Source organism: Chryseosolibacter histidinae, from assembly GCF_018598225.1.
Classification (GTDB): domain Bacteria; phylum Bacteroidota; class Bacteroidia; order Cytophagales; family Cyclobacteriaceae; genus Chryseosolibacter; species Chryseosolibacter histidini.
The window spans coordinates 219541-233426 of sequence record NZ_JAHESF010000008.1; the positions used below are offsets into that span (position 1 = coordinate 219541).

Annotated in this window: 18 protein-coding genes and 2 tRNA genes; 8 read left to right on the top strand and 12 right to left on the bottom strand. The window is 43.5% G+C overall.

Going from position 1 to position 13886, the window contains the following annotated elements; genetic code table 11:
* Positions 1–190: 190 nt before the first annotated feature.
* The 7 genes from KK083_RS10675 to KK083_RS10705 all read right to left on the bottom strand — a co-directional run bounded on the left by KK083_RS10675 (position 191) and on the right by KK083_RS10705 (position 6317).
* A complete protein-coding gene (locus KK083_RS10675) occupies positions 191–961 on the bottom strand; it encodes a HEPN domain-containing protein (RefSeq protein ID WP_254163213.1) in 771 nt (256 codons plus the stop codon).
* 1293 nt (positions 962–2254) lie between these two features.
* The gene (locus KK083_RS10680) at positions 2255–2986 is read right to left on the bottom strand and encodes a cold shock domain-containing protein (RefSeq protein ID WP_254163214.1); all 732 of its coding nucleotides are present in this window, start codon (positions 2984–2986) and stop codon (positions 2255–2257) included.
* A gap of 263 nt (positions 2987–3249) precedes the next feature.
* Positions 3250–4080 (bottom strand): alpha/beta fold hydrolase, encoded by an 831-nt coding sequence (locus tag KK083_RS10685; protein ID WP_254163215.1) that lies wholly within the window; start codon positions 4078–4080, stop codon positions 3250–3252.
* Positions 4081–4296: 216 nt separating this feature from the next.
* A complete protein-coding gene (locus KK083_RS10690) occupies positions 4297–4830 on the bottom strand; it encodes an SRPBCC family protein (RefSeq protein WP_254163216.1) in 534 nt (177 codons plus the stop codon).
* Positions 4831–4884: 54 nt separating this feature from the next.
* Positions 4885–5217 (bottom strand): ArsR/SmtB family transcription factor, encoded by a 333-nt coding sequence (locus KK083_RS10695; RefSeq protein ID WP_254163217.1) that lies wholly within the window; start codon positions 5215–5217, stop codon positions 4885–4887.
* Complete coding sequence (locus tag KK083_RS10700) at positions 5198–5650, bottom strand: SRPBCC family protein (RefSeq protein ID WP_254163218.1); 453 nt, start codon at positions 5648–5650, stop codon at positions 5198–5200. The genes KK083_RS10695 and KK083_RS10700 overlap by 20 nt, the downstream gene beginning before the upstream one ends.
* Positions 5651–6020: 370 nt before the next feature.
* A complete protein-coding gene (locus KK083_RS10705) occupies positions 6021–6317 on the bottom strand; it encodes a helix-turn-helix domain-containing protein (protein WP_254163219.1) in 297 nt (98 codons plus the stop codon).
* 148 nt (positions 6318–6465) lie between these two features.
* On the opposite strand from KK083_RS10705, the gene KK083_RS10710 reads away from it, so the two are divergent.
* The 3 genes from KK083_RS10710 (at position 6466) to KK083_RS10720 (ending at position 7855) form a co-directional block, all read left to right on the top strand.
* Positions 6466–6681 carry a helix-turn-helix domain-containing protein gene (locus KK083_RS10710; RefSeq protein ID WP_254163220.1) on the top strand — a complete coding sequence of 72 codons (216 nt, stop codon included), beginning with the start codon at positions 6466–6468 and terminating at the stop codon, positions 6679–6681.
* A gap of 94 nt (positions 6682–6775) precedes the next feature.
* Positions 6776–7063, top strand: a complete 288-nt coding sequence (locus tag KK083_RS10715) for a DUF6922 domain-containing protein (protein WP_254163221.1) — start codon at positions 6776–6778, stop codon at positions 7061–7063.
* Between the two features lie 27 nt (positions 7064–7090).
* Entirely contained in the window at positions 7091–7855 is a 765-nt protein-coding gene (locus KK083_RS10720) for a formylglycine-generating enzyme family protein (protein ID WP_254163222.1), read from the top strand.
* 124 nt (positions 7856–7979) lie between these two features.
* Here the strand turns inward: KK083_RS10720 and KK083_RS10725 are convergent.
* The 3 genes from KK083_RS10725 to KK083_RS10735 all read right to left on the bottom strand — a co-directional run bounded on the left by KK083_RS10725 (position 7980) and on the right by KK083_RS10735 (position 8939).
* Positions 7980–8065: transfer RNA gene (locus KK083_RS10725), tRNA-Leu, on the bottom strand.
* Positions 8066–8177: 112 nt separating this feature from the next.
* Positions 8178–8250: transfer RNA gene (locus KK083_RS10730), tRNA-Gly, on the bottom strand.
* A 131-nt stretch (positions 8251–8381) separates the two neighbouring features.
* Positions 8382–8939, bottom strand: coding sequence for a DUF1572 family protein (locus KK083_RS10735; protein ID WP_254163223.1), 558 nt, complete (start codon positions 8937–8939; stop codon positions 8382–8384).
* Between the two features lie 126 nt (positions 8940–9065).
* Here KK083_RS10735 and KK083_RS10740 point away from each other — a divergent pair, with 126 nt between their 5' ends.
* The 5 genes from KK083_RS10740 to KK083_RS10760 all read left to right on the top strand — a co-directional run bounded on the left by KK083_RS10740 (position 9066) and on the right by KK083_RS10760 (position 12381).
* Complete coding sequence (locus KK083_RS10740) at positions 9066–9890, top strand: helix-turn-helix domain-containing protein (RefSeq protein ID WP_254163224.1); 825 nt, start codon at positions 9066–9068, stop codon at positions 9888–9890.
* Between the two features lie 264 nt (positions 9891–10154).
* Positions 10155–10604 carry a nuclear transport factor 2 family protein gene (locus KK083_RS10745; RefSeq protein WP_254163225.1) on the top strand — a complete coding sequence of 150 codons (450 nt, stop codon included), beginning with the start codon at positions 10155–10157 and terminating at the stop codon, positions 10602–10604.
* A 291-nt stretch (positions 10605–10895) separates the two neighbouring features.
* On the top strand, positions 10896–11489 hold the full coding sequence (locus KK083_RS10750) for a class I SAM-dependent methyltransferase (RefSeq protein WP_254163226.1): 594 nt from the start codon (positions 10896–10898) through the stop codon (positions 11487–11489).
* The gene (locus KK083_RS10755; RefSeq protein WP_254163227.1) at positions 11473–11973 is read left to right on the top strand and encodes a hypothetical protein; all 501 of its coding nucleotides are present in this window, start codon (positions 11473–11475) and stop codon (positions 11971–11973) included. Before KK083_RS10750 ends, KK083_RS10755 begins: the two co-directional genes overlap by 17 nt.
* A 57-nt stretch (positions 11974–12030) precedes the next feature.
* The gene (locus KK083_RS10760) at positions 12031–12381 is read left to right on the top strand and encodes a diacylglycerol kinase family protein (RefSeq protein ID WP_254163228.1); all 351 of its coding nucleotides are present in this window, start codon (positions 12031–12033) and stop codon (positions 12379–12381) included.
* 28 nt (positions 12382–12409) lie between these two features.
* Here the strand turns inward: KK083_RS10760 and KK083_RS10765 are convergent, their stop codons facing one another.
* A complete protein-coding gene (locus KK083_RS10765; protein ID WP_254163229.1) occupies positions 12410–12910 on the bottom strand; it encodes a cytochrome P460 family protein in 501 nt (166 codons plus the stop codon).
* Between the two features lie 118 nt (positions 12911–13028).
* Positions 13029–13844: a DoxX-related protein gene (locus KK083_RS10770; RefSeq protein ID WP_254163230.1), complete on the bottom strand. Its 816-nt coding sequence runs from the start codon at positions 13842–13844 to the stop codon at positions 13029–13031.
* Positions 13845–13886: the final 42 nt, after the last annotated feature.

Consider the following 13886-nt stretch of genomic DNA (forward strand, 5'->3'; position numbering starts at 1 on the left):
CAATTGGAGATCGATAAGAAGTAAAATGCCGGGCCTATCAAGCTCCCGGACCAACTGCTTTCTTAAGGGCGTAGGTTTTAGAATTTCTATAGGGGTACCGAACCGCACAGCTCGAGTAAGGTCGTGATGAAGGCACATATGCGCTTTATCACGATGATGTTGAGTTCTATGTACTACCGTCGGAATCTTCCTATCCAAACAAAAGTTGATCAAACCATTTTTGCAACTCTTGATCATTCAGTGTAAAAGGAGTGTGGTCATCTAATATTTTACGAAATAAGCGACGACACAAAGCATCCATTTTTGTCGACGTGTCTTGCAATTTCTCCTTAGTTCCGCCAGCTACTTTCTGCCCATGCAAATAACTAGAACGCACTGCATATCCAGCTTTTAATGTTTTAAAAATTCCTAGGGCTTCTATTCTATCATTGGCCAAATAAAACGCTCCACGCTCAGATACTTTATGAGTCACTTCTGAATGATCATTTGTGAATAAGCACTCGAAAGAAGCTACATAAAGAGAAATCTTTAAGGGAAGAAGAGAACTTTGTCGAGCTAAGCTAATGAAGCTGAACGCTCTGCCAATGCGATCATGGTTGTTGTAAGGTTCCTCAACAAACGAGGATCTCGTCGTTCTCGAAAAATCAACATCCATATGAAATTGCTTGCTATCGACACGCCTAAAAGAAGTTATAATTGACCGGAAGCGATTTGATATATGCAACGCCTCATTAAGTTCCCTTTCTTTGAATTCAACCACCTCGTATTCACCCTTCGAGTTAGATTGTCCAGATGTTCGCCATTTATTAAATGCTGTTTCAGCCTCCGAACAATAAAGATGCAACATTGCTGTAGAACAGGCATTATCTTTTAGAAACCAAAGGGAAGCTGTAAAAAAGTCTATTTCATCGTGAATAATATGAGCAGCTGTATAAAGATTAGAAGAGTTGTAAATCTGCATTAAACTTTGCGCTGATTGCCGAACCAAAAAATATGGACAAGATGCTATGGCCTCTAGGCTGATAGTGCCGAAAGTAATAAGCGCATGATCTCTATACTGTGTTACAAATTCTTCAACAATAGCTCGACTATTTGTTAGGGTAACTTGCCGGAACGAAAAAAAGGTATTCGGAGGTAGATCAAGGTGCCTCGTTGAACAAAATATATACGTGTTCATCCAGACAAGTTACAAAAAAGCCCTATTTCAAGAGCTCTTAGATACCCTAATAAACCTCGAAACCTGTGATCTTGACCAGTGGATACTGTGATGGACTTTCGTTTCGACCTTGTTAACACAACGCATCGCGTCCGCAACGCCTGCACCGATGTGCCCCAAAATCAGCAAGCGTTACAGGAAACGAATGAACTTTGACCGGATCTTTTGGAATTACCACTTTTATTACATCCGCTGTATTGGTGAATGACCCGTTTACATAGCGGTTTCCGATGATTTCGTTAGCGTTCCATACAATGTTCGTTTTTCCGCGATCAATTTGGGTCGATCCCGATATCAACGCGGTGATAGTGAGTGCGCTGTAGGATGAATATGACGTATCGAGATATGTTGAGACTACGCCCGTTAGAATAGACATCGTTGTGTGCTTATGGAATTTGTCGACCATGTACGTGCTCCCAGTAAAGTTGATATTGTTGGTGATAATACCTGTTCTATATCCCAGAGATACCGAGCAAGCAAAGCAATAAAGACTACTCATATGTTTTGGTTTTTATATAAATAGGGGCGATTGCCATTTTCCTACCTGGTTCGTGTGTTAAGAAATTGTTAAATTTTTGGGGGCGTTTAGGCTATTTCAACGACCTGTGAAGCTCTCGTATTAACTCTCATGGGCTTGGGTGTCAAGCGAGCTTGCTTCTTTGCTTGACTTAGGACTAACCTGTCGGAAGTCTCTTAAAGTGCCTACAGGGTGTTTTACAGCCATTTTTACGACTCGATACTGGGTCGGGAATGTACCGCGATGGTCAGAAAGTCGAACCAGTTTATTGAGGATTTTGGAGCTGTTGTATCGGCTGGAGCCAATTCTCAATCAGTTGATAAAGAAATTTCCTCTTCGACACGACTATGTCAAGCTAAGTGTCTCTAACAACCTGTCTGCTGAAATCGAGTTTGTTACTTGCCTTTTGGTTGAGAGGTGGATTGTTCCCCCTTCCTCCGCCAGAGGGCTTGCCGGTGGTGCTTGGACCATTCGGCGGTCTGGTTCCTCCTTTAGCCATAGTTATTTGAACGATTTAGTAATCAATCCTGATATTCACCCGGTTTTTCTCCTGCCTGCAGCTCTTCAAACGTCTTGAAAAAGTTTGGATCAAATTGTTTTATGTCACTGACTTCAATTCGGAATACATCATGGGGAATCAACGCATGCGTTTGCCAGAAGGGAAGTGCTTCAGCCGTTGCTTTTCTATCCCAAGGCTCGGGTGGGGTCTTTGGTCCAAAGTAAGCTGCAAGAACTTCATAAAATCCCTCCTGATCGTTGTACCTAATAATTACAGTGAAGCGATCAGTTTCAGATCCAGCTTTGTTCTTTACAAATCTCGAGTAGTTTCTCCGTTTATGACGCTTGGCGAAAAACACTTCATCGTCTGGTGTTGTTTCAATTGCTAATGACACCCCAATATTGTGATCAAACTTACGTTCGATCACGATTTCTTCAGTCGTCAATGACTCGATCCTTATTTCAGGCAAGATTTTCAGTAAGAAAACCTTTGCTTCAGGGACAATCCTAAGGTTCATGCCTAAAATAAGTTTTGTCCCATCTGGTTGAGTATGGATCTTGCGAACAGCTATAGCTTCTGGTTTCTCGTCAGCACTTCTTGGCTCGCCCAGCAAGAAAAAGACCTTGTCTCCCTGCTTTAAAGGCTCAAGAGTTTTCTTGCTGTGAAAAAATATGGATTCACCTTCATTATATCTTATGAAACCATAGGATTTGTTGTCCAATGGCGAAGCGATAGTACCAATGTGTCGCAGCATATTCTAAATGTATAGTCGAATTTATTACTTATTGAGATTAAATGACAATAATCTTTGGATTAAAAATCCAAGCAAGAACATGCGTAGTCATTTTAAAAACTATATTAACTTCAAGCCATTAAGGGTTTACGGTTTCCATTGTCATTCCCTTAGAACCTTTTTCTTGAACTTGGACTTCAGGAAAGAAACCAGGGCGTTTCAGGGATAAACAAAATGAAACGCGTCTTTAAAAAAGCAGTGAGCCTCCAGCAAATTTACTCCGTTCACTTCTTGCCTGTAAACATCTCAACGGTTGATGGCATGGCAAAAGGCTTATTAAAAAAATCCATTACCACCGCATTGAACAGTTCAGGCTTCTCGATCGATCCAAAGTGTGTTGCACCGGGCATGATAAAAAGGTTGGATCTTTTGATGTTATAAAACATGGTGAGCGCATGCTCAAGTCGTATTACGTCGCGATCACCAAAGATCAGCAGGAACGGACACGTAATTTTCTGCAGATCCTTTTCAGTAATATCAGGCTGCTGACCCATCAATTCGAAGAGTCTTCTTGTCTGAAAATTCTTCGTAAGCCGCAACGTATCCATGATCATTTTATCAATAACGTCAGGAATTGCTTTGTTTCCAGGAAACATATTGGCGCCAAAGGTCACCACTTTTGATACTTTATTCGGGTGATTGATCGCGAGCAGCAATCCAAGGATGCCGCCGTCACTTTGCCCCGACACATAGACACTATCCAGGTGAAGTGAATCGAGTAACGCGGCCACATCTTCCGTCATTTGCATATAGGTCAGATGAGGGGAAGGATCTGCCGATTTTCCATGACCACGGTTGTCGATAGCAATGACCTGGAAGTACTTTTTAAAGTATTCTATTTTGTTGCGGGCACCTTTGATCGAACCGCCGTTGCCGTGGAGAAGAACCAATGGTTTTCCGCTACCATATGTTTCGTAGTATAAGTTGATGCCGTTGATCTTTTTGAATGCGCCGGTTTCCGGGTTGTTGCCATAGGGTGTCGCCGGACTCTGCCCAAAGGACGGGAGCATGGCAACAAAAAACAGCGCAAAGAATAAAATTGTTTTTCTCATCATGGTCTTAGCGTTACCAGCCTAAGACGCCGATCAGGTTGATCAACGTTACGATAATGTTCGAAAAAATTGTATGTGTTTCATGTAAGGCCAGTGAAGCGGGTTAAAGTTTGAACCAGGTTTGTGGAGGATTGAAGCTTTTGTACAGGTTAGAACCGGTTATAGGCCGCTCAGAATTTCTGAGACGGCCTTTTTTTTAGTGGCGTAAAATTTCACGTTTTATTTGGCGGTAGCATGAAATTTCTCTTCGTGTGTAGTCTTTGGCTTGCCGGTACTATTCGGTTGACCCTTCCCAAGTGTGATGAGGTTCAACAAACTCGCCCGTATGTAAAAATTCCATCCGTTTGAACAAACTTCAAAACATTCAAATTCGGGGACTAAGCCCAGGTGGGTGAAGCGGATCTGCGTTCGACGGCTATCAGACTTGTTATCCGCTTTAGAGATCTCAAAAATAATTTTTGTGCCTGTCCATTCAGCCTGGTTCGAGAACGGTATTGAAAGAGCAGCAAAGAATTCGGGCTTAAAATAGTTATCCAACACAAGCCATACAACTTTTTCGTTGGGAACCACTTCAATTAGTTTTAAGTGGGCGCGATGATTGTCTTCAAAATGGTACTTGAACTCGTCATTGAGTTTCTCAGTGTCGCCTTCAATTTCCTCAGACCACCATCCCCGAACGTTGTTGATGGCATTAAAAGCTTCCTGAGGAGTGCTATCTACCAGTATTGTAGTTGTAAAATCTTTTGTAGTCATAGTTTTCGTTGTTTTTTGATTCAATTAACTCGGGATTTTCCCTTCATAGAATTTTTAATTTCCCTTATCCGGCAGCTTGTTATTTAATAAGGTTTCCAACTTTTTCAGTTTTGATGCCCAGAACGCGTCGAAGTAAGAGATCCACGCCTGCAATTCTTCAAAGCCATCCTTCTTCAAGGTGCAATACCGTTCGCGTCCGATGTTGTGGACGGAAATGAATCCCGCTCCGTAGAGGATCTTAACATGCTTTGAAACAGCAGGCCGGCTCATCTTGAAATTCCCGGCCAGGTTGTTGATCGTCAAACTCTCCCTGGAAAGCAGCATCAGCATCCTTCTTCTGCTGGGATCTCCAATAACCTGAAAGGTGTCAAGGCTTCGTTGTGTCATGTTGCGCAGCCTGTAAAAGATTCGCGATCTTTTGCACGTTTTTGGCCCAGCCCTCCGTCATACCTGCATAGAAATTCAGGTTTTCTTCTTTCCCAAAACCGCTATGCTCCAGGAGAAGCTCGGTACCGGTGTCGCTGGGTACGAGCTTCCAGACCACGACTGTGTCAAGGGTGATCTGGCCCGTACCCGGACCTCCTCTCCAGGAATATGAAAGTTTTTTAAAGGGAATGATCTCCAATACCTTGCAATAACATATCCCGTCAAAATTTAGGCTGGGTATTGGATTCGTTCTGAATTGAAAGTCATGGCCCGCTACAGGCATGAAATCATTTTTCATGAGCCATTGCTCCAGCAGTTCTGATTTCGTCAGGTATTCCCACACCATCTCCTTTGGGTGAGGGAAGAAAAACCGGTGTTTAATAATCTTCGTCATAATAGGTAACTTAAAAGTTACTCAAAAGTATGGTTGTGCCTTGAGATGAGGGTGGTGTGAAATGGACTTTAATGGGGGGTGGATCAGACAAAAGATTGCCAGTGATACTTCACTAGCCACAGGATTTTCAATTCATTTTAGACACGGCTGCTCAGTACGCAGCGAGATTTCCGGAAGGCAGATAATAAGATAAAACCCATTCTACATCACTGGGTGTGAAAGAAAAATATAATCGAGGCTGAATTGTTGTCAACGTCGCAGGCCTTAATGGATCTTTTGCGGGATACTGGAAAATCCGCATAACTCTAATCTACTCACTCAAACGAATAGGTAAACAGTTGTCAATATCGATGGGGAAAGCTGAGGGCTTTCATTTTTGTTTCATTTTCCTCCTGCCGATGCCCTTCATGGGAATTTTATAATAAGCACACAGATTGGCCAGTTTGAGCAGCTCAAAATTATAGAGGCCGTTTTCAAGCAGCTCCATGTTATCAGGGGTTATACCTGCTGCCTGGGCCGCACTTTCGAGATCGATATTTTTCGCCAGTCGTGCGTTGCGCAGGTTTTCACCGATTATCTCAAAGAAGTCATCAAAGTCTTCTTTCGGCGCCATACGGACGCCGACGGTCTTGAGGATCTCGCCTAGTTCTTCAAATGATAGCGCCATGTGTTTATTGGTTTGGTTTGAAGTGACATGCCTATCCATGTCCATAATTGATGCGTCATACTATTGTATGACAATCTTAATCATTACAAATCAGTTTGTCAACTTATAATATGACATCTTTCTCACACGCAAACTGGAAATTTGTTATGTGACCAAGGACAAGCTTAAGAAACTGATAGGGCAGCGGGTTGTAGACCTCCGGACAAAGAAGGGGTGGACCCAATCTGACCTCGCCCGTGCAGTTGGCAAAGACCGTCAGGCTATTGAAAAGCTTGAGAATGGAAAGGTGAATCCTACCTTATATAGCCTTTCCGAGATCGCTGATGCGTTGAATATTTCGCTACCGGTGTTGGTGGATTTCTGAACGTACTCTTCCGATACGAATCCGACTGTGTGTCATCTATTTATAGGACACCGGGCTCATATCCAAAAAAAGCTAATAAATTCGCATAGACGTTATGGAAGATATGTCAGGCGATGCAATATTAAAGACGCCGTTGGTGCAGCGGAAAGAACTTTTCTGGGACATTAGCCCCGAACGTGTGGAAACAGTCCTGCGCGAAAACGACGACTGGGCCATTGTCCGGATATTTGAGTACGGCAAGATTGCGGATATCTTTGATGCCATCGAATTCTACGGCCCTCAGAAAACAGCCAGAGTCCTTAGCCGTGAAAAATTGAGACCAACAGCACGCGTTATGGCGTACCTATTCCTCAATGTTGACCCTGAACACAGGTATTTGTGATTTACCATGATTCATTCCGAAACAACTATGACAGATTTTGATATTCACTTTCCTGAAATTAATTATCGTTTTCCTCTGACCTTTGTGAAAGGTACAGGAGAGACAACTTACTTGTTTGGCGACGGTGATAAAGTAGGTATTCATGTCAACGATTTTTTTATTTCAAAATTCCAGATAACCCAAAAACTTTGGGAATACATTATGGGCAATAGCCCTTCACATTTTGGTGGACAAGACAAGCCTGTAGAGAATGTTTCGTTCAACGACATTACGCAAAAAAGTGGCTTCTTGGATAAACTAAATCTTATTACAGGAGACGAGTATAAATTGACATTTCGTTTGCCGTCAGAGACCGAATGGGAATACGCTGCAAGAGGCGGCACACATTGGATTGATGATTTTCAATTTAGCGGTAGTAATAACATCAATGATGTTGGTTGGTACGACCAAAATAGCGGAAAATATAATGACCTTGAGATTTTGTCCAAACTAAAAAATCGTGAAAAAGGTACGACTACTCACGACGTAGGACAGAAACAGCCAAATCAGTTAGGCATTTTTGATATGAGTGGTAACATTTGGGAATGGTGCCAGGACTATTTTCAAAGTGATATTCGTTTACTACCAAAAGATGGAACACCTTATTTGGAAGAAGGTAATGAAATAGTTCTTCGGGGAGGATGTCATCATAATTGGGCAAATCACTGCACCGTTTCAAAAAGATATGCAATTGTTCCTGACGCAAAAGACGAGTGCATTGGCTTCAGAATTGCGGCATCAATTAACGTATAAAGGGCAGACGCACAACAGTGGGTTTAGCTTTCATCTCATCTCGTGTTCCCATGGTTCAAATTCCGGTTCTGGCCCAATAAAAAAAGCCTTCAAATTTTAAACAATTCGAAGGCTTTCTGCTGAGTACCCAGGACGGGAGTCGAACCCGTACAGCAATTACTTGCCACAGGATTTTAAGTCCTGCGTGTCTACCAATTCCACCACCCGGGCGGGTTCTTAGGCATTGGGCATCAGGCATTAGGAAAATGCATCATGCAGAATTACCCATTAGCCTAAAATAAAAAATGTGAGCCATTAACTCACACTTTTTAAGGTTAAACTGAGCGGGAAACGAGACTCGAACTCGCGACCCTCACCTTGGCAAGGTGATGCTCTACCAACTGAGCTACTCCCGCTTGTTACTTCCAAAAGTTACGATTTTCGACTAAAATCCCTGATTTTGACATCAGAAACCCTGTCTCCGCAAATCCTAACCCGAAAGGGACTGCAAATTTAATCGCCAAGACTAAATTTCCAAATTCCGGACTTAAGCTTTATCTGTAAAATGACGGATTGTTTTTTCCTGCGCGAATTTATCCTGGTTATAACCCTGTGAACCACCCTTCGGGATGGAAAGCCACTTCCAATCGTCACCCTTCAGCATCTTGGCGATGTACACAATCTGCCCAACATGGTGCGGATAATGCGCCAGCTGCCGCTGAAGGGCATCCATCACCGACTGCCCCTCGTTACGGATGTAAATGATCCTGTCCAGGTCGGCCTCCGTAAGGCTATCGATGGTAAGAAACAGCTGGTTCCAACCCTTTTCCCAGGCGGCCAGCAGCTCGGCCTTATCCTTATAACCCACTTCAAATTCAGCCTCCCGGTCGCGCCAGGGCTTCTCACCATCGCTGGTAAGAAAATCCGTGAACCGCGACAGCATGTTGCCACTCAGGTGATGCACGATCAGGGCAATGCTATTACTGGCCTCATTCGGGCGCCAGCTTACCTGCTCATCGTTAAGCTGCGCAATGGCCTTGTCGCCAAGACCCTTATAATACTGAAAGAGCTTTTTGGTACCGGTGAGAAAAGCAGTGTTGTTCATAGTTACAAGATAAGTTACAGCCACGCTTGTATTGAGACGGCAACGGCACGATTAGGTTTCGCGTTTCTATTCATTATCGATGCCTCCTTTTTAGTTAGTTGTTTACGCCGGTTCTTCAACGAAGATATGGTCTACAAAAGTTTTTTACCCAGCCCTCAGCTCAGTGCGATCGTAAGGAACTACACGATCATACGTTTTCAATTCGATATACATCAGTCGGTTCCTGCCAAACCAAGAGCACCTAAGCCTGAACAGAAAATTGTTTTTTATATCAAGGGATCGGTAAACCAGTACAACGTTGAAACGGGTGGCGTGCTCACACCTCCACCGGTAGCGGTTTTCACCCATCAGCTGGACCGGAAGAATATCCAGGTCTCGCCCGAGTTTTTCGCGCTCATCATTTTTCTGCAGCCAGGTGCCTTGCATCGAATGATCCGGCTGCCTGTGTCGGAGCTTCTCCAGGAATATTGTTGTGATGCTGAGCTGTTTTTCGGCACTGAAGTCAGGTTTGTAAGCGAACAATTGGCTGAAGCAGATAGCCTCTCCGATATGGTAGCCATTGCAGAGCAGTTTATGCTGGCCAAATGTAAACAACTGGAAATACAGGCTTCCGTGGATACCGTTGCGACGGAATTGCTATCAGATCCCACCTGCTTTTCTTTAGACTGGGTAGCTGAACAGGCCTGCTTAAGCACGAAGCAGTTCCGCAGAAAATTCACGCAGAGAATAGGCATGAGCCCCAAATTATTCAGCAGGCTCTCCCGCTTCAACCATGCCTATCGTTACAAATTAACACACCCTGATACCCAGTGGTCGTCCATTGCGCAGGAGTTTAGTTATACAGACTACCACCACATGGAGAAAGAGTTTAAACAGTTTACCGGGCTCACGCCGCAGGAATGGTTCAAAGCTGAATTATCTGCCCCCGAAAGAATTTTGAAGCTGCGATAAACAAAGTCCTTTTTTTACCCAATCTTTTCTCTGACACAATAGATTTTTGTACAAGTACCGGGCGGTAGTGCTACGAAGGTGGTTTGTTGGTGAAGAACACCAACAGGGGCCCAGGAGTAGTGCTTCGAAGGTGGCTTGGCTGGGGTTGTTGGTGAAGAACACCAACAACGGCACACCAACAATGGCATAGGGCAGGGCACACCAAAAACGGCACACCAACAAAGAAGCTGCCCGGATAATCTTGTAACATCAATTAAATCTATTATGAAAAACATCATTGTCTTTTTGCTCATCGGTTCGGCATGCTTATCGCACGTTGCCTTTGCGCAACATCCACAAGAAGCCGAGATCAGGCGATTGGATGCCCTGGAAGTGGCGTCGGTTTTGAAAAGTGATTCTCTTGTATTGTTTGACAAGCTCTGGTCACCCAATATGATCGTCAATACGCCGGCCAACGTGGTGGGCACTGTGCAGGGAACCAAAGCGCTCCTGAGGAATGGTGGGCTGAAGTATCTGGCCTTTGAAAGAAACATTGAAAAGATCTCTTTCTATGACAACGTAGCGGTGGTGATGGGAAGTGAAGTAATAAAACCTCAGGGCACACAGCCCAACGCAGGCAAAACGGTGACCAGGCGGTTTACCAATGTCTGGATGTTCAAGAATAATTCCTGGAGTGTTATTGCGCGGCAGGCAACGATCATAAAAGTGGAGTGATGTATCTTCCGCACTAAGGTTCTACTCCCTTCTGGGGGTATATAAAGAGCCGACCTCTCTTGGGGTCAGCTCTTATTCTTTTTAATTACCGTTGTTTTCACCTTCCTTTCCTAAAAACCTGACCGATAATCTCCTGCGAGGAACGCTTTGTTTTGACCGGATGGGTGATGAGTAAAAGAGACTTTTGCGCTCTTTTTTGCGCATTCACTTTGAAAATCAAAGTTCTTTTAAATACATTTGTTGAGGGCACAAAAAGGAAAGACTAAGCGGACTGAAAATATTTAATGAACAATGATTAACAACTCAGAAAAATTCTATGATCGATTAACCTTCCTGTATCCGATTATTGACTTTTTCTTAAAGCCCCAGAAACATAAATTCTTCAGCAGAATCAACAGCTGCCCGTATGGGCGGTTGCTCGAAATCGGCGTCGGAAACGGAACGCATTTCAATTATTATAATACACATGAAATTATTGGTATCGACACTTCCAGAAGTATGCTCGCCAGCGCACGCAAGCATCTGAAGGGTAATATTCGACTCTTACATATGAGTGGAGAAAACCTTTTGTTCCAGAATAAAACTTTTGACTACGTTATTCTCTCACACGTCATTGCAGTAGTCGAGGATCCGGAAAAATTATTGGAAGAAGTTTATCGTGTGTTGAAACCCAATGGAAAAGTCTTTATCCTCAATCACTTCACACCCAATAATTGGCTGAAGTACTTAGACAAAACCTTTGAAAGCCTCTCCAGGCTATTCTACTTTAAATCAGTGTTTCATATATCCAGTTTACGTAAGCTTGAAAAATTTAAACTGCTGGAAGAATTCAATGCAGGGCTGTTTTCTTATTTCAAAATCCTGATCTATGAAAAGAGCTTATAGCATAGTTATAGCACTATCCATTAGCCTGTTTATTTACCTGTTCTATCGATCCGAAAAGACAGTCGTGAATGAGTTCATGATTTTAATTCTGTCATTTGAAACTTACACTGCGATAAAAAACTACATTATCAATACAATACCGTTGAACAAGCCAGCAATATTTTCACTGCCGGGAGGCCTATGGGTGTTTTGTGCAACAGCGCTTTCGCAAGATTTTTATATAAAAATCAGGCGATATAAAATACAAGTTGTTCTTGTGCCGATACTATTTGCCGTGGGATTGGAATTTTGTCAGCTCGTTCATGTCACTAATGGAAGGTTTGATATTTGGGATATTGCATTTTACCTGCTGTTTTGGTTGCTTGCCTATTGCTCATTTCAATCTCACGGTTCGCAACAAAACATATTATCTCCTTTTACGCTCCATGGTTTTATCTGCCTGGCATGTTTCCTTTCGGTTTACCTGGCACATGTGAGTCGATAAATGCAATTAAAATCACCCGCGAAGTTCTAGTAAAAAATGAACAAAAGAAGATGAACCATGATTAGGAAACACCTGGCCAGCTATCGATATGCCATGCGCGGAATATCGCTCGCGTTCCGTTATGAGCGTAATATGGTTTTTCATTTGGTGGCGGCAGTGGCGGTGCTTATCGTAAATTGTCTGCTCGCTGTCAGCCGAACCGAGTGGCTAATTACATTGATGCTCATAGGCATCGTGTGGATGGCGGAGATTTTCAATACCGCCATTGAAAAGTTAGCGGATCGGGTTACTGAGAATCCTGATCCAATGATAGGCCAGGCAAAAGACCTGGCCGCAGGAGCGGTACTTATCATCTGCATTGCCGCGGTGGTATGCGCCTTGATCATTTATTGCCCTTATCTATCTTAAGACCTGCGCACCACAACAAATTGAAATGTCAATTCGTGAATTTGGTGAACACAAACTCCGTACTTGCCTGAGCCTGGTGGCAACTTTTAAAACAGCTTTGTTGACGCTCCACAGAAAGCCGTCCTTCAGTTTTAGAGTCTCCGGTAAATTCTTCGAAGCCCCAGCCGCCTGTATCGGCAAAAGCTTTACTGTCTTTATACATCACGTTGATAAATTTCCGGCTACCTGATTTTATCACGTTCCTGGCGGTATCTGCAACCTGCTTGTCAAAAACAATGATGGCGCCGTCGGGGAAATGTCCCGTTTCATATCCTGTTATTGCTTTTTCATTGGCGTAGATGTGGTGAAAGCCGTCAAGTTTTGTTTGCGGCACACGGCCAAAACCTGTCAACGTTGTTTTTATATGTACCCATTTCCGAAAACCCTCCGGATAAGGCATGGACCGATCGTTGATGTCTTCGACTGACATGAATGCCATAGCCACAATACCAACCATGCATAGTGATAGAATGAAATTATCTCTTTTCATACAGATAGCGTTTTATGAAAAAATACCGGTTATCAGTTTCCTGACACAGACTGTTCAAATTTCAGCGGCAGCTATCAAAATTAGCTGTATGATCTTGCGGAATTTTTAACTCAAGGTCTCAGCCTGGTATCCGCTCCGAAATCTTTTGCTCGTATTGTGGCACCTCCGCCTGGGAGGCGATGGTAAGCGCAATACCCGTGAATGCCAGGCACTGGAAGCAGGCCGTTATATTCTCTCCGCCGTTCCAGTTGGGATATTTGATGGCGAGCACCAGGTGTATCGTTAGCAACCAAATGAAAAGCATGATCGCTAAAAGCTGGGCCACCAGTTTCACTTTGATGTTAGTCACGATCGATATTGCTGAGCCTAACAACGCAATGCCTGTGAAGTACGTCCAAAACAACGGCAGCGGTATCCATTTAGGCACGAGGCTGCTTACAAAGTCGCGGTAAATAAAATGATCGATCCCGAAAATGAACAGCATGATACAAAAGAAGTATTTGCCGAAAGGCGCCAGCCTTGACAAACCTGTCATAAAATTACCCGGCATATTTTCAGCGCGGCTGCCAAGCGCAATCAGCAGCGCTCCTCCGGCAAATGCGCTCAGCTTGAGTGTGTTCGTGAAAGCGCCAAGCTCCAGGCTGTCCGGAATATGGATAAATACCCATGGGATGTGACTGAACACGATAAACAGAATTAACACATAAGCCAGGATCACCGAAGTGATTCTTAGTTTTTTGTCAAATGTTATCAGCAGACCGGATATCAGGAAATAGATCCCAACAATGTAAATTATGAATCCATAAGACTCTCCGGCCGGTATGGGTGAGATAAATCGCCTGAATTCGCCGGACAAAAGTTGTAAGATGCCCACGCCAGCGATCGAGACGCCATAGAAAATGCGTCCAAAAAGGTTGAATTTTGATGTTAACATATGTCTTAAATTGGTCGTTTATTTTTTTGATCGAACCGTTGT